15 protein-coding genes and 1 tRNA gene are annotated in these 21,058 nt (G+C 71.4%); 7 read left to right on the top strand and 9 right to left on the bottom strand.

Annotated elements, in window-relative coordinates:
• Positions 1-90 precede the first annotated feature (90 nt).
• Together CPH93_RS21645 and hppD are read right to left on the bottom strand one after the other, a co-directional pair.
• Positions 91-1,455 (bottom strand): FAD-binding oxidoreductase, encoded by a 1,365-nt coding sequence (locus tag CPH93_RS21645; protein ID WP_093483445.1) that lies wholly within the window; start codon positions 1,453-1,455, stop codon positions 91-93.
• Positions 1,456-1,519: 64 nt separating this feature from the next.
• Positions 1,520-2,674, bottom strand: coding sequence for a 4-hydroxyphenylpyruvate dioxygenase (gene hppD / locus CPH93_RS21640; RefSeq protein WP_093483446.1), 1,155 nt, complete (start codon positions 2,672-2,674; stop codon positions 1,520-1,522).
• 129 nt (positions 2,675-2,803) lie between these two features.
• On the opposite strand from hppD, the gene CPH93_RS21635 reads away from it, so the two are divergent.
• Genes CPH93_RS21635 through CPH93_RS21615 form a run of 5 tightly spaced genes read left to right on the top strand, consistent with a single transcriptional unit; the run spans position 2,804 to position 7,097 of the window.
• Positions 2,804-3,271, top strand: coding sequence for an Lrp/AsnC family transcriptional regulator (locus CPH93_RS21635; RefSeq protein WP_006605335.1), 468 nt, complete (start codon positions 2,804-2,806; stop codon positions 3,269-3,271).
• Positions 3,272-3,285: 14 nt separating this feature from the next.
• Positions 3,286-3,933: an ABC transporter permease gene (locus tag CPH93_RS21630; protein ID WP_093483447.1), complete on the top strand. Its 648-nt coding sequence runs from the start codon at positions 3,286-3,288 to the stop codon at positions 3,931-3,933.
• Positions 3,926-5,188, top strand: a complete 1,263-nt coding sequence (locus CPH93_RS21625; RefSeq protein ID WP_096213789.1) for a betaine/proline/choline family ABC transporter ATP-binding protein — start codon at positions 3,926-3,928, stop codon at positions 5,186-5,188. The genes CPH93_RS21630 and CPH93_RS21625 overlap by 8 nt, the downstream gene beginning before the upstream one ends.
• Complete coding sequence (locus CPH93_RS21620) at positions 5,185-6,078, top strand: ABC transporter permease (RefSeq protein WP_096213788.1); 894 nt, start codon at positions 5,185-5,187, stop codon at positions 6,076-6,078. The genes CPH93_RS21625 and CPH93_RS21620 overlap by 4 nt, the downstream gene beginning before the upstream one ends.
• On the top strand, positions 6,075-7,097 hold the full coding sequence (locus CPH93_RS21615) for a glycine betaine ABC transporter substrate-binding protein (RefSeq protein ID WP_443031398.1): 1,023 nt from the start codon (positions 6,075-6,077) through the stop codon (positions 7,095-7,097). Before CPH93_RS21620 ends, CPH93_RS21615 begins: the two co-directional genes overlap by 4 nt.
• A 74-nt stretch (positions 7,098-7,171) precedes the next feature.
• On the opposite strand, the gene CPH93_RS21610 is transcribed toward CPH93_RS21615, so the two are convergent.
• The 4 genes from CPH93_RS21610 to CPH93_RS21595 form a co-directional block, all read right to left on the bottom strand.
• A complete protein-coding gene (locus tag CPH93_RS21610; RefSeq protein ID WP_096213786.1) occupies positions 7,172-7,957 on the bottom strand; it encodes a S16 family serine protease in 786 nt (261 codons plus the stop codon).
• Positions 7,958-8,060: 103 nt separating this feature from the next.
• Positions 8,061-8,702: an IclR family transcriptional regulator gene (locus CPH93_RS21605; RefSeq protein ID WP_093483451.1), complete on the bottom strand. Its 642-nt coding sequence runs from the start codon at positions 8,700-8,702 to the stop codon at positions 8,061-8,063.
• Between the two features lie 496 nt (positions 8,703-9,198).
• On the bottom strand, positions 9,199-10,995 hold the full coding sequence (locus CPH93_RS21600; protein ID WP_093483452.1) for a DEAD/DEAH box helicase: 1,797 nt from the start codon (positions 10,993-10,995) through the stop codon (positions 9,199-9,201).
• Positions 10,996-11,237: 242 nt separating this feature from the next.
• A complete protein-coding gene (locus CPH93_RS21595) occupies positions 11,238-12,836 on the bottom strand; it encodes an MFS transporter (RefSeq protein ID WP_096213785.1) in 1,599 nt (532 codons plus the stop codon).
• A gap of 141 nt (positions 12,837-12,977) precedes the next feature.
• Between CPH93_RS21595 and CPH93_RS21590 the strand changes: the two genes are divergently transcribed.
• A complete protein-coding gene (locus tag CPH93_RS21590) occupies positions 12,978-13,841 on the top strand; it encodes an alpha/beta fold hydrolase (RefSeq protein WP_096213784.1) in 864 nt (287 codons plus the stop codon).
• Positions 13,842-14,009: 168 nt separating this feature from the next.
• Positions 14,010-14,084 (top strand) — tRNA-Cys (locus CPH93_RS21585).
• A gap of 168 nt (positions 14,085-14,252) precedes the next feature.
• Here the strand turns inward: CPH93_RS21585 and CPH93_RS21580 are convergent.
• The 3 genes from CPH93_RS21580 to CPH93_RS21570 form a co-directional block, all read right to left on the bottom strand.
• A complete protein-coding gene (locus tag CPH93_RS21580) occupies positions 14,253-15,791 on the bottom strand; it encodes an ABC transporter substrate-binding protein (protein WP_096213783.1) in 1,539 nt (512 codons plus the stop codon).
• Positions 15,788-17,872 carry an ATP-binding protein gene (locus tag CPH93_RS21575; protein WP_096213782.1) on the bottom strand — a complete coding sequence of 695 codons (2,085 nt, stop codon included), beginning with the start codon at positions 17,870-17,872 and terminating at the stop codon, positions 15,788-15,790. Before CPH93_RS21575 ends, CPH93_RS21580 begins: the two co-directional genes overlap by 4 nt.
• 766 nt (positions 17,873-18,638) lie before the next feature.
• Positions 18,639-20,969 (bottom strand): xanthine dehydrogenase family protein molybdopterin-binding subunit, encoded by a 2,331-nt coding sequence (locus tag CPH93_RS21570; RefSeq protein WP_096213781.1) that lies wholly within the window; start codon positions 20,967-20,969, stop codon positions 18,639-18,641.
• Positions 20,970-21,058 lie beyond the last annotated feature (89 nt).

The following is a 21,058-nucleotide window of genomic DNA, read 5'->3' as shown; positions in this document are numbered from 1 at the left end:
GAAGAGGGCGGAACCGGCGGGGGCGTGCTGCGGCCTCGCGACGCTGTTGCAGAATCCGAATATTTCGGGAGACCGTCGCCGCCGGGAAGATCAGAACAGCTTGCCGGGGTTGAGAATCCCGAGCGGGTCGAAGACCTGCTTGATGCCGCGCTGCAACTCCACGCCCACCGGCCCCAGTTCGCGGGCCAGCCACTCCTTCTTCAGGACGCCGACGCCGTGCTCCCCGGTGATGGTGCCGCCCAGTTGCAGGCCGAGCGCCATGATGTCGTCGAAGGACGCGCGGGCCCGGCGCGACTCGTCCGGGTCGGCGGCGTCGAAGCAGACGGTGGGGTGGGTGTTGCCGTCACCGGCATGCGCGCAGACGCCGATGGTCAGGTCGTACTTCTCCGCGATGGCGGCGGTGCCGTCGAGCATCTCGGCGAGGCGGGAGCGCGGTACGCAGACGTCGTCGATCATGGTGGCGGAGGCGACCCGTTCCAGCGCGGTCAGGGTCAGCCGGCGGGCCTGCAGCAGCAGATCGGACTCGGCGGCGGTCTCGGCGGGCACGACCTGGGTGGCGCCCGCGGCGGTGCACAGCTCGCCGACGGCGGCGAGGTCGGCGGCCGGCTCCGGGGTGTCGAAGGCGGCCAGCAGCAGCGCCTCGGTGCTGTCCGGGAGGCCCATCTGCGCCATGTCGTTGACCGCGCGGATGCTCGTGCGGTCCATCAGCTCCAGCAGCGAGGGGGCGTGGCCGCGGGCCATGATCTCGCAGACCGCCGCACACGCGGCCGCGGTGGAGGGGAACTCGGCCGCCAGCACGAGCTGCCCGGGCGGCTGCGGCTTGAGGGCGAGGACGGCGCGGACGACGATGCCCAGGCTCCCCTCGGAGCCGACGAACAGCCGGGTGAGGTCGTAGCCCGCCACTCCCTTGGCGGTACGGCGGCCGGTCGTCAGCAGCCGCCCGTCGGCGAGGACGACGTCCAGGCCGAGGACGTACTCGGCGGTGACTCCGTATTTGACGCAGCACAGGCCGCCGGAGGCGGTGCCGATGTTGCCGCCGATCGAGCACTCTTCCCAACTGGAGGGGTCGGGCGGGTAGTAGAGGCCGTGGGCGCCGACCGCGCGGGACAGCGCGGCGTTGATGACGCCGGGTTCGACGACCGCGATCCGGTCGACGGGGTTGATCTCCAGGATCCGGTCCATCTTGACCAGGGAGAGCACGATGCAGCCGTCGGAGGCGTTGGCGGCGCCGGACAGTCCCGTGCGCGACCCCTGCGGGACGACGGGGACCCGCAGCTCCGTGGCCGTCCGCATGACGTGCTGGACCTCTTCGACGGTGCGCGGCAGGACGACCACGGCGGGCGTCCCGGCCTCGCAGAAGCTCGCCATGTCCTTGGCGTAGGAGCCGGTGACGTCCGGGTCGGTGAGGATCGCTTCATCCGGGAGGCCGGCGCGCAGCCGTGCGATGAGGTCCATGTCCCCAAGCCTCGCATCCGTGGGCCGTACACGGAAGATCGTGTACGGCCAACGGACGGGCGGGTCACAGGTTGCCGCGGCGCTCCTGCTCGCGCTCGATCGCCTCGAAGAGGGCCTTGAAGTTGCCCTTGCCGAAGCCCATGGAGCCGTGCCGCTCGATCATCTCGAAGAACACGGTCGGCCGGTCCTGGACCGGCTTGGTGAAGATCTGCAGCAGATAGCCGTCCTCGTCGCGGTCGACCAGGATCTTCAGTTCGCGCAGCGTCTCCAGCGGCACCCGGGTCTCGCCGGCCCACTCGCCGAGGGTGTCGTAGTAGGAGTCGGGCGTGTCGAGGAACTCCACACCGGAGGCGCGCATCGCCCGGACGCTGGCGACGATGTCATTGGTGGCCAGCGCGATGTGCTGGACGCCGGGGCCGCCGTAGAACTCCAGGTATTCGTCGATCTGCGACTTCTTCTTCGCGATCGCGGGCTCGTTGATCGGGAACTTGACCTTGAGCGTGCCGTCGGCGACGACCTTCGACATCAGCGCGCTGTATTCGGTGGCGATGTCGTCGCCCACGAACTCCTTCATGTTGGTGAAGCCCATGACCTCGTTGTAGAAGGCCACCCACTCGTTCATCTTGCCGAGTTCGACGTTGCCGACGCAGTGGTCGATGGCCTGGAAGCGCCGCGGCCCGGGCTCCACCAGGGGCTCGACGGCCACGAAGCCGGGGAGGTAGGGGCCGTGGTAGCCGGTGCGCTCGACGAGCGTGTGCCGGGTCTTGCCGTACGTGGCGATGGCCGCCAGGACGACGGTGCCGTGCTCGTCCTCGACCTCGTGCGGCTTCTCCAGGCCGGTGGCGCCGTGCGCGACGGCGTGCTCGTAGGCGGCGCGGGCGTCCGGGACCTCCAGGGCGAGGTCGATGACGCCGTCGCCGTGCGCCGCGACGTGGTCGGCGAGGAAGCGGCCCCATTCGGTGGTGGGCTTGATGACGGAGGTGAACACGAACCGGGCGCCGCCGGATTCGAGCACGTAACTCGCGGTCTCGCGGCTGCCGTTCTCCGGTCCGCGGTAGGCGACGCGCTTCATGCCGAAGGCGGTGGAGTAGTAGTGCGCGGCCTGCTTGGCGTTCCCGACGGCGAAGACGACCGCGTCCATCCCCTTGACCGGGAACGGGTCCGCCTGCCGGGCCGTGTCGGGGGTGAGGGGCTGAGGGTGCATCGTGGTGTCTGCCATGGTCGGAGCGTCTCTCCGATCCACAAGGTGCGCAATAGTTAGCGTATTTCCTGGGCATTATGCATAGCGCAGGGCCGGATCTTCCGGGCTATCTGTACATGATGACCATTGAAATCCAAGGGGCAGGCGATGGCGATCGATCATTTGGACGGGGAGCTGCTGGAACTGCTCGCACAGGAGCCGCGGATCGGGGTCCTGGAGGCGTCCCGGCGGCTGGGGGTGGCGCGCGGGACGGTGCAGGCCCGGCTCGACCGGCTTCAGGCGAATGGAGTCATCCGGGGCTTCGGACCGGAGGTGGACCCGGCGGCGATCGGCTATCCGGTGACCGCTTTCGCCACCCTTGAGATCAAACAGGGGCAAGGTAATGACGTACGCGCCCACTTGACGACCGTTCCCGAAGTGCTGGAGCTGCATACAACGACGGGACATGGGGACATGCTCTGCAGGCTCGTCGCTCGGTCGAACGCCGATCTACAGCGGGTGATCGACCGGGTTGTGGGCTTTGATGGGATCGTGCGGGCCTCAACGGCAATCGTCATGGAAAATCCGGTTCCGTTGCGGATCATCCCGCTGGTGAAACAGGCATCGGGAGACTGAACCGAGGAGACCGAGTGAGCTTCTGGGAGTACGTCGGCACCCGGCACGCCCAGCTGCTGACGGACACGTATCAGCACGCCAGCGCGGTCTTCCAGTGCATGGTGCTCGCCACCTTGCTGGGGGTCTTCATCGGCGTCGTGACCTATCGCAGCGAATGGGCGGGCAACCTCGCCACCACGTCCACCGCCACCATCCTGACCATTCCGTCCCTGGCCCTGATCGGTCTGCTGATCCCGATCGTCGGCCTGGGCGTGCCGCCCACGGTGATCGCCCTGACCCTGTACGGACTGCTGCCGGTGGTCCGCAACTGCATCGTCGGGCTGCGCGGGGTGGACCCGTCGCTGGTCGACGCGGCCCGGGGCATCGGGATGTCGCGCACCGCACAGCTCTTCCGCGTCGAACTGCCGCTGGCCTGGCCGCCCATCCTCACCGGCATCCGGGTCGCCACGCAGATGCTGATGGGCATCGCCGCCATCGCCGCCTTCGCCTCCGGCCCCGGCCTGGGAAATGAGATCTTCCGCGGGATCGCCTCGCTGGGCAGCGCCAACTCCCTGAACCAGGTGCTCTCCGGAACCCTCGGGATCGCCATCCTCGCCCTGCTCTTCGACGCCGCATACGTCCTGATCGGACGCCTGACCATCTCCAGGGGGATCCGTGCCTGAGACGCCCGAGACCACCACCACCTCCGGCGCGAGCATCCGGCTGGAGAATCTGACGAAGGTCTATGCGGGGAGCGCCTCCCCCGCGGTGGACAACGTCAACCTGGAGGTCAAGGCCGGCGAGATCGTGATCCTCGTGGGGCCCTCCGGCTGCGGCAAGTCCACCTGCCTGAAGATGATCAACCGGCTGATCGAGCCGAGCTCCGGACGGATCCGGATCGGCGACGAGGACGTCACCGACATGGATCCGGTCAAACTGCGCCGCACGATCGGTTACGCCATCCAGGCGTCCGGTCTCTTCCCGCACATGACGGTCGCCCAGAACATCGCGCTGGTCCCGAAGATGCTCGGCTGGTCCAAGACGAAGGTCAAGAACCGGGTCGAGGAGATGCTCGACCTGGTCGGCCTGGACCCGGGCGAGTTCCACGGCCGCTATCCGCGCCAGCTCTCCGGCGGTCAGCAACAGCGCGTCGGGGTGGCCCGCGCGCTCGCCGCCGACCCGCCCGTCCTGCTGATGGACGAGCCGTTCGGCGCGGTCGACCCGATCACCCGCGACCACCTCCAGGACGAGCTGATCCGGCTCCAGCACGAGCTGCACAAGACCATCTGCTTCGTCACCCACGACTTCGACGAGGCCATCAAGATCGGCGACCGGATCGCGGTGCTCCGCGAGCGCTCGCACATCGCCCAGTTCGACACCCCCGAGGCCATCCTCACCAACCCGTCCGACGACTTCGTCTCCGGCTTCGTGGGCGCCGGGGCGGCACTCAAGCGGCTGAATCTGACCCGCGTACGGGACGTGGGCGTGGTCGACTTCCCCACCGCGAGCATGGACGACCCGCTGGAGTCCATCTTCGAACGGCTGCGCTCCGGCCCGCACAACGAACTCCTGCTGCTGGACCACAACCAGCGCCCGTACAAATGGCTGCGCCGCGGCGATCTGTCCCTCGCCAAGGAGTCGCTGGCCCGGGCCGGCACCCTGGTACAGCACACCGTGTCCCGGGACGCGACGCTGCGCGATGCGCTGGAGGCCGTACTCACCGACAGCGCGGGCCGGGTCGCGGTCACCGGGCGGCGCGGTGAGTACATCGGCGTGGTCGACATGGAAACGCTGATGAACAACGTCCAGGAACTGCTGGAGGCGGACCGCCTCGAAGCCATCGAGCAGCAGCACCTGCTCCGGGAGCTGCGGGCCCGCCAGACCCAGCTGGCCCAGGAGGGCCTGGACGAGGGCGCCACCGAAGGCGGCCGCGCATGAGCCCCCGCGACGGGAGCAGCCCGCGCGACAACGGCCCCCGCCACCGGCACCCCAGCGACCACGAGGCGCTGGCCTTCCGCGACGGGGTCGAGATGGAGGAGCGGGAGCAGGCGGCCGGTGAGGAGCCCGCCCCGTCCGCGCCGCCCGGTGTGCGCCGAATCAGCTGGCAGAAGTGGACCTTCATGCCGGCCTTCCTGGTCGTCGCCCTGCTCATCACCTTTCTGTGGTTCCGCGGCGCCCGGCTGGACTCCATCGCCCACCAGGCGGTGGACAACGGCAAGGTGTGGCTGGCGCTGCAGCAGCACATCCAGCTCACCGCGATCTCCACCTTCTTCGTACTGATCATCGCGATCCCGCTGGGCATCGCCCTGACCCGGGGAAAGCTGCGCCGGGCCACCCCGGTCGCGATGGCCTTCGCCAACCTCGGGCAGGCCGTACCGGCCCTGGGTCTGCTGGTCCTGCTGGTCATCTGGCTGGGTATCGGGGCCCGTTCGGCGATCGTCGGCATGGTCATCTACGCCGTGCTGCCGGTCCTCGCCAACACCATCGCCGGGCTGCGCGGGATCGACCCGACGCTGACCGAGGCGGCCCGCGGCATCGGCATGTCCGCCCGCGGGGTGCTGACCAAGGTCGAACTCCCCCTGGCCGTCCCGCTGATCCTGGCCGGCGTCCGCACCGCGCTGGTACTGAACGTCGGCACCGCGACGCTGGCCACCTTCGGCGGTGGCGGCGGCCTCGGCGACCTGATCTCGGCGGGCATCGTCACCCAGCGGATGCCCGTCCTGATCCTCGGCTCCGTGCTGACCGTGGCGCTCGCCCTGCTGGTCGAATGGCTGGCCTCGCTCGCCGAACTGCTGCTGCGGCCGCGCGGCCTGGACGTGGGGGAATGACCATGCATCCTCGGCACCCGGCCGTGCGCCGCCCCGGACGGCGCCGGGCCCGCCCCGCCGCCGCACTGCTCGCCCTCGTCTCCCTCGCCGTCCTCGGCGGATGCGGCCTGGTCAGCGGCAGTGCGATGTCCGACACCGTGCTGCCGGGCCCGAAGGCCGGCTACCCGGACCGCCCGCTCACCGGCGCGCATCTGACCGTGACCTCGAAGGAGTTCACCGAGCAGATCGTCCTGGGCCAGATGATGGGGCTGGTCTTCGAGGCGGCCGGCGCCCTCGTCATCGACAAGACCAGCATCCAGGGGTCGATCGGCGCGCGGGAGGCCGTCAAGACCGGCACCGCGGACGCCGCGTTCGAGTACACCGGCACCGGCTGGATCACGTATCTCGGCCACACCAAGCCGATCGTCGACCCCCGGCAGCAGTGGAAGGCGGTCCGCGACGAGGACCGGAAGAACGGCATCGTCTGGCTGCCCGCCTCGACCCTGAACAACACCTACGCGCTGGCGCTGAACACCGCCAACCAGAAGAAGCTGGGCGTGCACAACCTCTCGGAGGTCGCGGCGCTGTCCCACAAGAACCCCGGCGCCGTGACGATGTGCGTGGAGAACGAGTTCGCCACCCGCAACGACGGACTGCCGGGCATGGCACGCGCCTACGGCATGAACGTGCCGTCCGGCAACATCCGCAAGATGACCGGTGGCGTCGTCTACACCGAGACGCAGAAGGGCACCTGTGCGCTGGGCGAGGTGTTCACCACCGACGGCCGGATCAAGGCGATGCATCTGCACGTCCTCGCCGACGACAAGCACTTCTTCCCCAACTACAACGTCGCCCCCGAGATCAACGCCAAGGCCCTGAAGAAGTACCCGGCCATGGCCGAGGTCCTGGCCCCGGTCACCAAGGCCCTCAACAACACCGTCGCCCAGGAGCTGAACCGCAAGGTCGACGTGGAGGGCCAGGACCCGCACGAGGTCGCGAAGAACTGGCTGATCCAGGAGGGGTTCATCAAGGCGGGGTGAGCCGCAGGAGGAGACCGGGGGGAGCAGGCAGTACGGCGGCTCGGTGCCGCCCCGGCCCGTTCCGCCGCAGTGGCTCAGCTGCCGCAGCTGGGCACCTTGCCCCCGGTCTGCAGCGCCTTCAGGGCCTGCACCGCACCGTCGAGCGTGGTGACCGGGATCAGCCGCATCCCCTTCGGCAGCTCCGCCTGTGCGTCGGTGCACTCCTTGCGCGGGACCAGGAAGACCGAGGCACCGTCGCGGTGCGCGGCCTGGGTCTTCAGCGGGACCCCGCCCACCGCACCCACCGCGCCGCCGGCCGTGATGGTCCCGGTGCCGGCGATGGTGTGTCCGCCGGTGAGGTCCTTGCCCGCGCCGTTGCCGTTCAGCTTGTCGACGATGCCGAGCGCGAACATCAGCCCGGCGCTCGGCCCGCCGACGTCCGCGAGGCTCAGCTTGACCTTGATGTCCTTGGCGGACTTGCCGACCGCCCCGAGCGCGGCGCTGGTGGCGGTGTCCTGGGACTCCCGCATCTGCTGCGCATTGTGCTCGGCGATCTCCTCGGTGTTGTTGCCCACCGGGTAGACCGCCTCCCGCGGCATGACGGCCTCGTCCGTACGGAACCAGCCCTTGATCATGTCCGGCAGATGGACGGAGGCGTCCGGGCCGGTGGCCACGATCGAGGTCATCCGCAGCTGCCCGCTCGTCTTCCGGGTGGCGGCACCGGTGATCGTGATCACCGGCTTGCCCTTGTCGTCACCGAGGACATTGGCCGTCATGCCCGGATAGGCGATCGAGTACGGCAACGGCGCGAAGGCCGCGGCGACGAGGAGGGCGAGGACGAGGGCGGTGCAGACCGCCAGAGCGCGGGCACGTGAAGACACCCCGCCACCCTAATTGACACCTGCCCCACCAGGACGTTAAGGCGCCGCGGCCTCACCACACAGCCACCGCGCCTTCACACCCCGCAGCCGCCGGACGGCCGCCTCAGCGCAGCGCCTCGGACACCTCCCGGGCCGCGTCGACCACCCGCGGCCCGATCCGTTCGGAGACGGCGTCGGCGAGCATCACCACGCCCACGCTGCCCTCGATGCCGCTCACCCCGAGCAGGGGTGCCGCGGCGCCGCTCGCACCGGCCTCCAACTCCCCGTGCGTCAGGGCGAGTCCGGCGTCGTGGGTGCGGCCCTGCCGGGCCTTGAGGATCGCCCGCCCGGCGGCCCCCCGGTCCAGCGGATGACGGAAGCCGGCCCGGTAGGCCACGTGGAATTCGGTCCAGGTCGGCTCCACCACGGCGACGGCCAGCGCCTCCGTACCGTCGACCAGGGTGAGATGCGCGGTGGCCCCCACGTCCTCGGCGAGCGCGCGCAACGCGGGGAGTGCGGCCTCTCTGACCAGCGGATGCACCTGGCGGCCCAGGCGCAGCACACCCAGGCCGACCCGGGCCCGGCCGCCGACGTCACGGCGCACCAGGGCGTGCTGCTCCAGCGTGGCCAGCAGGCGGTAGACGACGGTGCGGTTGACGCCGAGCTTGTTGGACAGCTCGGTGACGGTCAGCCCGTGGTCGGTGTCGGCGAGAAGTTTGAGGACACGCAGTCCTCTGTCGAGTGTCTGGGAGGTCTCTGCGGTCACGACGCCCCCTCCTGGGTGAGTGGCGGCGCTCCGACGCGACGCGCTGCGAGTCCCGGAACAGCGCGCGAGGGAGGCCGCCGGCCGCATGGCACCGGCTGCGCTCCGCGGCGGCGCTGCCACGGGGCGTGTAGGTGAGCGGGACAGTAGCGAGCCGGTCCGGTGAGCGGAAGAGTCCGTCCAGAATCCGGTCTCCCCTGCCCGGAATATCCCGATAGGTCCGTCCAGACGGTGCCCTGCGGTGTTTCAGCGAGCGCTACATGTGTTCCAGGGAGGGGTACGCATGTTCACAGAGCGATACGCGGAGGGCACGGGGCGCGACGCGCTGCCGGGGCCCCGGGGAAACGGACATGGGCCGGCGCACCACGGAAACGGATGCGGGCCGGCGCCCCTCGGAAACGAACGTGGGCCGGCGCGCCGCCACTGCGGCACACCGGCCCACGCGTACGGGCCACGGGTCCGGGCGACGGGTCACGGCCCACCCGGGCCACGCACGGACTCACCGCATCCGCGTGGCCCACTCCCGTACCTTCTTGATCCGCTCGTTCAGCTGCCCGGCGGTGGCCTCCGCGCTCGGCGGACCGCCGCACACCCGGCGCAGCTCGGTGTGGATCACACCGTGCGGCTTCCCGCTCTGGTGGACGTACGCGCCGACCAGCGTGTTCAGCTGCTTCCGGAGCTCCAGCAGCTCCTTGTGCGTGACCACCGGCCGCCGCTCGGCCGGCAGTTCCAGCAGGTCGGCCTCCTCATCCGGCCGCTTCTTGCTGTGCGCTATCTGCCGGGCCTGCCGCTTCTGCAGCAGCATCTGCACCTGGTCGGGCTCCAGCAGCCCGGGGATGCCGAGGTAGTCCTGCTCCTCCTCGCTGCCCGCGTGGGCCTGCATCCCGAACTCGGCACCGTCGTAGAGCACCCGGTCGAAGACCGCCTCCGACTCCAGCGCCTCGAAGGAGAACTGCTCCTGCTCGCCGGTGTCCTCGTCCTGCTCCTTGTTCGCCTCGTCCATCTCCTTCTCGGACTCGGCGTACGGGTCTTCCTCCCCGTCCTTCTTCGGCTTGTCGAGGACGTGGTCGCGCTCGACCTCCATCTCGTTGGCGAAGCCGAGCAGCATCGGGACGGTGGGCAGGAAGACCGAGGCGGTCTCGCCACGCTTACGGGACCGCACGAACCGCCCGACCGCCTGTGCGAAGAACAGCGGGGTCGAGATGGTCGTGGCGTACACCCCGACGGCCAGCCGCGGCACGTCGACGCCCTCCGACACCATCCGCACCGCGACCATCCAGCGGTCCTGGGAGTGCGCGAAGTCGTCGATGCGCTGGGAGGCCCCGGAGTCGTCGGACAGCACCAGGGTGGCGCCCTCCCCCGTGATCTCCCGGATCAGCTTGGCGTACGCCCGCGCCTGCTCCTGGTCGGAGGCGATCACCAGCGCCCCGGCGTCCGGGATGGACTTGCGGACCTCGCTCAGCCGCTGATCGGCGGCGCGCAGCACATTGGGCATCCACTCGCCGCGCGGATCCAGTGCCGTACGCCAGGCCTGCGAGACCGCGTCCTTGGTCATCGGCTCGCCGAGCCGGGCCGCGATCTCGTCGCCCGCCTTCGTCCGCCAGCGCATGTTGCCGCTGTAGGAGAGGAAGATGACCGGCCGGACGACGCCGTCGCCGAGCGCGTTGCCGTAGCCGTAGGTGTAGTCGGCCGAGGAACGCCGGATGCCGTCGTTCCCCTCCTCGTACGTCACGAACGGAATCGGGTTGGTGTCGGACCGGAAAGGCGTACCGGTCAGCGCCAGCCGCCGGGTGGCCGGCTCGAACGCCTCCAGGCACGCCTCGCCCCACGACTTCGAGTCACCGGCGTGGTGGATCTCGTCGAGGATCACCAGGGTCTTGCGCTGCTCGATGCGGTTGCGGTGCAGCATCGGCCGGACGCCCACACCGGCATAGGTGACCGCGACGCCGTGGTACTCGCGGCCCAGCGGCCCCGCGCTGTACTCGGGGTCGAGCTTGATGCCTATCCGGGCCGCCGCCTCCGCCCACTGCTTCTTCAGATGCTCGGTCGGCGCGACGACCGTCACCTGCTGCACGACGTGATGGTGCAGCAGCCACGACGCGAGCGTGAGCGCGAACGTCGTCTTGCCGGCTCCCGGCGTCGCGACGGCCAGGAAGTCTCTCGGCTGCGTCTGGATGTAGCGGTCCATGGCCGCCTGCTGCCAGGCGCGCAGCTTGTTCGCGGTACCCCAAGGGGCCCGTCCCGGAAAGGCCGGGGACAGGTGATGGTTATTGGTGGCGCTGGTGGTGGTAGTCACGGTCTCCGTCGGCTGAGGTCGGCGATCGGCAACCGCGTCAGCCTACCGGTGCTCCCGTTCACGCTCCGGGGGTACCGCACCGGGTCACCCTGGGGTGGGACCGAGCTCACATTCGTCCGCCGACCGCGCCGGGCCGGCAGCCACTTGATCCACCGGCCGCATCGTCCGCTCCGCCGGCAGTTCCGTCCGCAGGCCGCTGCCCTGCCCGGTGCGGCGCCGCCCGTCCGGCCGGCTCCGCGCCGTCACCCCGGCCCGGGCCGCAGCCGGCCCGCTACCCCGGCGCCGGCCAGGGCCACCACCGCCATCGCCGCGAACACGGCCGCGAAGGCCGCCGGGTGACCCGCCCCGCCGGCCGCTGCGGTCGCCGCGGGCCCGTCCGCCGCGATCGAGCCCCCGCCGAAGGCCACGAACAGCACCCCGCTGATGCCGACGAAGGTGACGTTGCCCAGCGCGTCCGACATCTGCAGGGACGCGGAGTTGCTGCCCGCGTCCTCCGGGCGGGACAGCTTCAGCAACAGCACACCGCCGCTGGAGATGTTCAGGCCCATGCCGAAGCCGCCGACCGTCCACGCCGCCGCGACGATCCAGGACGGCACCCCGTCGAGCATCGCCAGCGGCACCGCCACGATGGCCGCCGCCAGCAGCACCATGCCCAGCCCCATCAGCCGCTCCCGGTACGGCTCCAGCCGCGGCCGGCTCTGTGCGTACGAGCCGAGCGCCCAGGTCAGCCCGCCCCCGGTGAGGGAGAGACCGGCCAGGGTGGCGGACAGCCCGCGCTGGGTCACCAGCATCAGCGGGACGAAGCTCTCGGCAGCGACCAGCGACCCGGCGGCCAGCCCGCGCATCAGCACCACGGTCGGCAGTCCGCGCGCCGCCCGGAACGTGCCGCGGGGCAGCAGCCGCACGATGCCCGGCACCAGCAGGGCCAGTCCGGCGGCCGCGGGCAACAGCGCGAGCCAGACCGGATGCTGGCCCGCGTACTGCAGCAGGCAGGCGCCCACCGCGACGGCGAGCGCGAGCAGACAGCGCCGGTTGCCCAGGATCTGCCGTACGCCGTTGCCCGGGCCCGGGCGGGTCCGCGGCAGCGTGCGCAGCGCGGGCAGCATCACCGCGAGCGGCAGCAGAATCAGCACCGGGATGGAGAGGAACACCCAGCGCCAGCCGAGCTGTTCGGTAACGGTCCCGGCGACCAGCGGACCGACGATCACCGGCATCACCCAGGCCGCCGAGAACGCCGCCATGATCGAGGGACGCAGCCGCTCGGGATAGGCACCGCCGACGACCACATACAGCGACACCACCACCAGTCCGCTGCCGATGCCCTGCACCCCGCGGCCCACGACGAACATCCCCATGCTCTGCGCACCGCCCGCGACCAGCAGCCCCACCCCGAACGCGGCGATCCCGGCGAACAGCGGCGCCAGCGGGCCGCGCCGGTCGCTCCACTCCCCCGCCAGCGCCATCGCGAACAGGCTCGCCGTGAAGCAGGACGAGAAGGCGAAGGCGTACAGACCGATGCCGTGCAGGGCGCGGGCGGCCACCGGCATCGCGGTGTTCACGGCGATCGCCTCGAAGGCAACCAACGAGACGACGGAGATGATGCCGAGCGTCAGTCCCCGGTAGGCGCGGCCGAGGACACCGGCGCCGGAGGTGTCCCCTTCGTGGCTGCCGAGGTCGCTGGTGGCGCCTGTGGTGCTGGTCATGCCTGTGTTGCTGGTCGTGCCGAGGTCGCTGGTCATTCCGGTGTTACTGGTGGTGCCGATGTCGGTGGTGGTGCCTGTGTCGGTGGTCGTGCCGGTGTCGGTGGTCGTGCCGGTGTCGTGGGGGCGGTCAGCGGTCATCGGGCCAGCGTAAGAGTCATCCGCTGGCTGCGCCCCTGTCGGGAGACGGGGATCGGATCGGCCATCGGTCCTACGCCGCCCGGCCCGCGCGGGCCATCCCGCTCCGCCCGCTCACCACCCCACGTGGGGCAAGCTGTCCGTATGCCGCACTTCCGCACGTACGACGATGCCGAGCTCCACTACCGCGTGCTCGGCCCGGCCGACTCGCCGCTGCCGCCCCTGGTCTGCCTGGCCGGCGGGCCCGGTCGGGACGCGGCGTATCTGGGCGACCTCGGCGGGCTGTCCGCACACCGGCAGCTGATCATTCCGGACAGCCGTGGCACCGGCGCCTCCCCCGCCGCCGACGACCCCTCCCGCTACGCCTTCCCGCAACTCGCCGAGGACATCGAGGCCCTCCGCGCACATCTGGCTCTGGAGCGCTTCGCGCTGCTCGCGCACGACGCAGGGGCCGCGGTCGCGCAGGCGTACGCAACAAGCCACCCACAGCGGCTGACCCGACTGGTACTGGTCTGCCCCGGCTCCCGCCTCCAGGGCGAACTCCCCGACGACGCCCGGGAGATCTTCGAAGCACGCGCCCACGAGGACTGGTGGCCGGAGGCCTCGGTCGCCGTGCAACAACTCACCGAGGCCTCCGACATGAGCGACGTACGCGAGCTGCTGTTCGCCGCGGCACCCCTCGCCTACGGGCGATGGGACGAGCCGCAACGCGCCCATGCCGCCACGGAAGGCGCACAGTTGGGCCCCGTCCCGCGGGCGGGATTCTGGCAGGGCGTGGACGAGCAACTGCGCCTGGCACTCCTGTCCGGCCTGCGCGAAGTGACCTGCCCGGTGCTGGTGCTGACCGGCGACCGCGACGCGGTGGCCGGCATGCGAGCCGGCGAACTCGTGGCCGCATCCTTCCCGGACGCACGAGTACGCCCCCTCCACGAGGTAGGCCACTACCCGTGGGTGGACGAACCCGACCTGTTCGCCCCGGTGGTGGAGGAATTCCTGCACGGGATGTGAGGGGGACGGGCAGCCTGGCGGATCCGGATGCGCGGGGCGCCATTCATGAACCCCGTATTGCCGCTCGTTGCCGCACATTGCCCCGCATTGCAGCTCCGTGGCGCCCGGCCCCACACCCTTGCCGGCCACCCTGCCCCGCGGCCTACAGTCGGGAACACACCGCAACTTGGCCGTGTGCCCGAGTGGTTCAGGGGCTCGCCTGCAAAGCGAGTTACGCGGGTTCGAATCCCGCCACGGCCTCCATGCAATCGCATGTCACGTGGCGCGCACGAGGACTGTGCGCGGTGTCCGGAGGCGGCCCCAACAGTCGTGGGGACCGCCTCCGGGACATGCCGCGGCGTCGCGTCCGGGCCCCCCGTCCCCCGTGTCCCACGGCCGTTGCTCACCGCACCCTCAGCGCCCCGCCGTTCCTCACCGCCCGGTGCTCAGAGGGGCCACGAAGCGGTAGATGTCGCCGGCCTCGCCCTCGTCCGTGGGGCGGCGTAGTTCCACCAGTGCCAGGGGGCGGTCGATCGGCTCGCCCGTGTCCGGGTCGAAGGCTATGTGGCCGCTGATGCCGCGGACCCGGGATCTGCCGTTGGTCTGCTCCAGCATGGCCAGGACCATTCTGGCGGTGACCTGGCGGGTGCCGTAGACGACGACGGCGTTCCGGGCGGCCTTGCCGATGGTGTACGTGGCGTCATGGCCGAGCATCGCCTGGCCGCTGGCGAGGGCGGTGGTGGGGCCGCCGACCTCTGCGCGAAAGGCACGCGCGAAGTCGGCGAACGGGCCGCTCGGGCCGTTCCCGGGGCCGCCGTAGACCTCCTTGGATATCGCGGGGTGGGTGAAGGCGGTGTAGTAGACCGTCAGTTGGCTGTACTTCCACCGCTCGGCGAGCATCGCCAGCTCGGCACGGTGCTGGGCGCCTCCGGTGTCGAAATAGACGCCCAGCGCACTGGAGCCGGAGAGCACCGTCGTACGGCAGTGCCGGCCGCCCTCGCCGGCTGCCTCTATGAACCGGCGCAGTTCCCGGCCACGGCCGGCGAAGTACACCGCGTCCGGCGGCTTCGGGGCGCCGCAGACCTTGTCGGCGACCAGGGACAGCGCATTGCCCGCCGTCGCCGCCTCGCCCTCCCCGGAGCGGAAGGGGATGACCTCGTCGTCCACCGTCAGGCCGGTGCGCCGCGCCGCCGCGGAGAAGTCCTCGTAGAGGGAGGTGTTGTAGTCGTCCTGCTCGTTGCCGTCCCTGATCACCTGGACGCGGTAGCCGGGGTGCTTGCGCTGCTGTTGCTTGAGGTAGCCGGCGGCGGCCGCGGTCTGGTCGCGGTTGGGGAAGGAGACCCGGTAGAACCCGGCCGTACGGGAACTCAGCCCGTCGGCCGCCACGGTCGCACCGACCATCGGCAGCCCGGCGGCCCGCAGCCGCTTGACGGCACCGGCCGTGCGCTCGTTGCTCTGCCCGAATCCCGCCACGGCGACGAGGTGTTCCTTGTCCCGCATCGCGATGAGCTGATCGACGACCTGGCTCCAGTGGCGGTCCCCGCGACCGGTGTTGGCGAGCAGCAATCGGATCTTGGGGATCGTCGAACGCTCGGAGTTCAGTGCGCGCTGGGCGAGGTAGGCGCCGCTGACGGCCTGCCGGGTGGCCTCCGGCCCCCGGTCGGCGGAGCCGCCTGCCATGGCCTCGATGTAGGCGATGGCGACCGACCGTTCCCCGGACTCGGCCACCTTGGCGTTCTCCTCATGGATCTTGCCGCTGAGCCCCTTCATGTTGCCGAAGGCGTACGCGCCGTCCGTGACGCCCACGCACTCGCCGCCGGCCACCTCGCGGACGCCCTCGCCGCACCGGCCGGCCGTGTCGACGATCTGCACCACCGCCACGGCCACGAGCGCCGCCACCACCAGCGCCGAGACGATCCACAGCCCCCAGCGCCGCGGCGGCCTGGGCGGTTCGAAGAGACGGGTGCTCACAGCCACGGCTCCTTTCCGTACTGCTTCGTCTTCCGCAGCAGCGCCGAGGTCCACGGGACGCTGTCGGCGTGCACCGCCAGGGTGTGCAAGCGGGCCTGGATCTCGCCGTACAGCTCGGCCACGGGGTCGCCGAGCGGATCGCGGTAGGGGTCGCCGATCCGGTCCGTACGGGGGTCGTCCGGCGGCTCGGGGCTGATCCACATCGCCGCGAGCAGCCGCGTGATGGTCCGCAGCTGCTGGTCCACGGCCCCGTCTCCGAGATGGTCCACCAGTCGTTCGTAGCGCTCCCACAGCGGCTCTTCGAGGGCCTCGCCGGTCTCGGCGAGCGGGGCCCGCCGCAGCCGGCACAGCTGCGTGCACCACTCCTCCGGGGTGAGCCGGTCGAAGGCGTCGTCCAGATAGGCGGCCGCCGCTGCGAGCCCGCCGCCCGCCAGCGCGTGGTAGGCCGCGGTGGCCTCGTCCCCCGCGGCGGCCGCCCGGTCCCGCAAGGCGGCGTGCACGGTACGCCGCCCGCGCACGCCGGACGCCCCCTCGGCGCTTCCGGCTGAGCCTGGCGTCACGCCGCCCGGCTCGGGGACCGTGGCGAGTCGGCGCAGCAGCAGAAGTCGCAGCAGCGGGTGGGGAGTTTCCGCACGGCCGTCGGACTCCTCCTCGCCGCTGTCCAGATGCATGGTGCGCAGCACGTCCGTACAGAAGTCGTTGAACTCCTCCTGGACGCGGGTGCCCGACTCGTCCCACAGCGCCCGGCCCGCCTGTGCCTGAGCCAGGTCGACGGCGGCCGCGGCACGGGCCAGCGCCTGCGCCAGCTCGCCGCTCGCGTCGATCGGCAACAGCCGCTCCAGCAGGGCGTCGACGAGCTCCGAGGACGGCTGCAGGACCTGCCGCAGCCGCGCCTCCCAGCCGGTCTCCGCCGAGCACTCCAGCAGGGCCGCCAGCAGTTGTGCGGTGCCCGCCGGTTGACCGCGGGTGAGTTCATGCACCACCCAGCCCAGCCATTGCACACCGTTGTCGGCGGCCGGCGCCGGCACCCGGCGGCCGGCCGACCGCAGCACCTCCTTGGCCTGCTGTTCGACCTCGTGTCGGGCAAGGTCGCGCAACTGGCCCACCACCAGCCCCTTGACGATCCGTTCGGGGACGAACTTCTCCTCCTCCACGGGCCACCGGCCGGGAAGTGCCCCGGGACGCCGCGGACCGCCGAACGCGAAGCCCTCCAGCGCCGCCGGGTAGCTGCCTGCCGTGGCGAGCACCAGCAGCGAATCCTGGGCCTGGGCCTTCCGCCGGGCGTCCAGCAGCGCTTTGAGGAAGTCGTTGCCCAGCGGACTGTCCACGTTGTCCAGCAGCACCAGGCACTGCGTCGTACGCCGCTTGTCGCCGCCGCGCGAGCCGTACGCCCGCTGCAGGTCGTCCAGGAAGGCGTCGAAGAGCACCGCCTCGGCCCTCTGCCGCTCGGCCGCCTCGCGGTCGCCGTAGCGCTGGTTGAGGTCGATCAGAAAGCCGTCGACGGAACCGGCGCCACGGCTGCGGCTGCGGATGCGTGCCAACTGCCAGCGCACCCGCACCCGCGCCCAGTGGCGCTGCCACTCCGGCAGCAGGGGCAGCGCGGCGGTCACCACGGTCGGAGCGCCCAGGACGGTTGCGGCGTAGGTGGCGAGATGGTTGATCACCTCCGAGCGGCTGCTCGGCGGCCCGACCAGCGCCGCTTCCATCTGCCGTACGGCGGCGTCCCGGTCGGCGGCTTCCACCCGTGCCGCAACCGCGATGGTCAGCAGCCCGAACGCCGGAAACCGCAGCCGGGCGAAGTCCTTCTTCTTCGCGTTGAGCTGGAAGACCAACGCGGCCAGCACATCGATCGGCTTACGGCCCTCCTGCCCCAGCGCCGCCAGATCGAGGCGGGCCACCGGGGCCCGCCGGGCCCAGTCCGCCAGATGCCGCAGCACGGTCGTCTTGCCGCTGCCCCGCGGCCCCAGCAACAGCGTGGCAGGTAACTCGGGCCGGCTGCCCGGCCTGCGCACCAACAACTCCTGGACGTAACGCTCCACGGCCCGGTCCCGACCGGACTCCCCCGCCCATTCCTGCGGCATCCCGCTCCCCCTCGGCCTCGCGCTCCCCGTAAATCCTGCGATCCCGCGATCCCCTCGCACCTCACGGCCGGTCGCCCCTCACTCCGGCCGCCCCAGGATCCTCCAATTCCTGTGCACTGCAAGCGCTTTGGCCCCATCGGGCCGCTTCTCTCCCCTCGCTCGGCGCCGCCTCATCCACCGGAAATCACTCTAAGTGACCACACTGACAATTCGTGTGACGGAGGATGCAGTCGCAGGTCAGCGGACGAGTGGCCGGAAGGCCACGAGAGCCGGGCAGGTGCGCACGCGCTGTCAGCCGCGGCATCGTGCGCGGGCCCGGCGCGGCACCGTGCGCGGCCCCGGGCGTGAGCCGACCCGTCGTGCGCGAGCGTGCCCGAAGTCGCCGCCAGCCACACTCACGCACCACGTGGCTCACGCATCACGTGACTGACGCACGTACCCGCGCACATGTCCCGGAAGTCGGCGGCCCGCACCCCCGCGGCCCCGCAGCAGCCCCACCCCACGCCCCCGCACCCCGCCCCCCGCACCCCGCGCGCACGAACCGAACCCGAACCGGCCCACATACACCCGCCCACCCCCCGAAGGGGGGTGGGCGGCGGGGAAAATACAGCGGCGGGGAAATTACGCAGCACGGTGCGGCGGGAAAGTTACCCAGCCGGGGCGGCGGGGGAAATTACCCAGCCGAGGCGACGGGGAGATTACCCAGCCGGGACTGCGGAGAAATCACCCAGCCGGGGCGGCCGGAAAAACCCACCCCCACCCACCCCTACTGCTGCACCACCTGTGCCACCGCCGCCTGCGGGCGGATCGGGAGGCGGCCGATGGGGCGGCCGGTGGCGGCGCGGACCGCGGAGGCCACGGCGGCCGGTGAGGTGACGACCGGGACCGCGCTGGCGGGCTTGGCGCCGAAGGGGGCGACCACGTCCCGCTCCTCGACGAGCTTGACGATGCGGATGTCCGGGGCGTCCAGGGCCGTCGGCAGGGCGTAGCCGGTCAGGTCGGGGTGGCGGACCTGACCGCGGGTGGTCCGCAGGTTCTCCATCAGGGCGGCACCCAGCCCCTGCGTGACACCGGCCTCGATACGGGCCCGCAACTGGCGGGGGTTGAGCACCCGCCCCACATCCTGGGCGACGGTCATCTCCACGACCCGGATGGTGCCGAGTTCGATGTCGACATCGGCGACACAGCGGATCGCGCAGAAGGCGAGACCGACGAACGCGTCGCCCTGACCGCTCTCGTCGAGGGGTTCGCTCGGATGCGGCCGGCACTGGGCGGTGGCCCACAGTTCCTTGCCGTCCAGCGCCTCGGCGACGGTGGTGCTGAGCACCCCGTCGTAGGAGGTGATCTTGCCGTCGTTGATCTGCAGCAGCTCGGTGGACATGCCGAACTTGTGCGCCAGCGGCTGGAGAAGCTGCGTACGGACCATCTTCGCGGCGCGTTCGACGGCGCCTCCGGAGACCCAGGTGTGCCGGCCGTGGCAGGCCGGGCCGGCCGGCGGCTGGTCGGTGTCGACGGGCGCGACGTGCACCTCCTCGACGCCGAGGGTCTCCTGCACGATCTGCCGCGCCAGGGTGGAGAACCCCGAACCGGTCTCGACGGCGGCGCAGATGACGGTGGCGACCGAGCCGCTGACCTTGACGGTGGCGGTGGAGACCTCGTCGGTCCCCTCCGCGCCGAGCATGTGCACCATGCCCAGCCCGTAGCCGACGCCGCGGCGCACCGCGCCCGGCTCCCCCGCGCCCTCGGGTCCGCCCGGCAGGAGCCACTCCGCTTCGGGTGCATCCTTGGGCAGTTCGGGAAGCGGCGCTTCCTTGACGGCATGCAGGAGTTCGGCCACCGGGGCCGGGCAGGTCACCGTCTGCCCCGTAGGGAGCAGATCACCGGTGGCCATGACGTTGCGCAGCCGGATCTCGTCGGGCTCCAGGCCCAGCCGGGCGGCCAGCTTGTCCATCTGACCCTCATAAGCGGCGCAGACCTGCATCGCACCCTCGCCGCGCACATGGCCGGACGGCGGGTTGTTGGTGCGCACCGCCCAGCCGTCCACGACGGCGTGCGGGACGACGTACGGGCCGCAGGAGAAGGAGACGGCGGCGGCCAGCGCGTCGGCGGAGGTGTCCGCGTAGGCACCGGCGTCCATCAGGATCTGCGCCTCCACCTTGACCAGCGTGCCGTCGGCGTCCGCGTGGTGGCGGTAGCGCAGCAGCGTGGGGTGGCGGTGGGCGTGCGTGAGGAAGGACTCCTCACGGGTGGCGGCGAGCTTGACGGGGCAGCCCGTACGCAGCGCCAGCAGGCCGAGCGCGAGCGAGACTCCGGGGTCCTCGCGGTCGGCGGTGGCACCGGGGACGCCGGTCACCACGACCTTGACCTGTTCCGGCGCGAGACCGAAGGAGGCGGCGGCCAGGTCGCGGTCGGTGTGGGGGTCCGTGGAGGCGGTGTAGATCTCCACGCCGCCGTCGGGGCGCGGCACCGCGAGCCCCGCCTCGGCCCCGATGGGCGCCGGGTCCTGACGGCCGATCCGGTAGAGCCCCTCGACCATCACCTCGCCCACGGCGTCGGGGTCGCCGAAGCGGAGCGGGATGTGCCGGATGAGGTTGCCGTCCGGGTGCAGCGGCTCGGCCTCGAAGGCCAGTTGGGGGTCGGTGACCGCCTCCTGGACCTCGTACTCGACGGCGATGGCGGCGGCGGCCAGCCGGGCCGTGTCGGGGTGGTCGGCGGCCACCGCGGCGATCGGCTCGCCGTGGTGGCGGACCTCGTCCTTGGCGAAGACCGGGCGGTCGGCGGTGCCCCGGCCGTGCGCCGCGTCGCCGGGGACGTCCTCGTGGGTGACGATGACGCGTACGCCCGGCATCTCCACGGCGTGCTTGGTGTCGATGGACAGGATCCGTGCGCGCGGGTGCGGGGAGCGCAGCACCGCGGCCCACAGCAGCCCTTCGGCCCACAGGTCGGCGGCGTACGGGAAGGTGCCCTCGGTCTTGGCCGACGCGTCCTCGGACGGCAGGGAGACGCCCAGGCCGTGCGGCGGTGGCTCGTCGGGGATCTGGACGCCCGCCGCAGGGGTCGCGGTGACGGCAGCTGCGCCGTCGGACGTGCCACTCATGCCGAAACCTCGCTTCGCTCGGCCTCGCATTCGCTCAGCGCGCACCTCACCCTGCTGCTCCCCCGGCCGCCGGCCGGGGAGACCCCCAT

Source organism: Streptomyces sp. 2323.1 (assembly GCF_900221035.1).
GTDB lineage: Bacteria > Actinomycetota > Actinomycetes > Streptomycetales > Streptomycetaceae > Streptomyces > Streptomyces sioyaensis.
The sequence above is the reverse complement of the archived record's forward strand: the minus strand, read 5'-3'. Positions and strand labels throughout refer to the sequence as shown.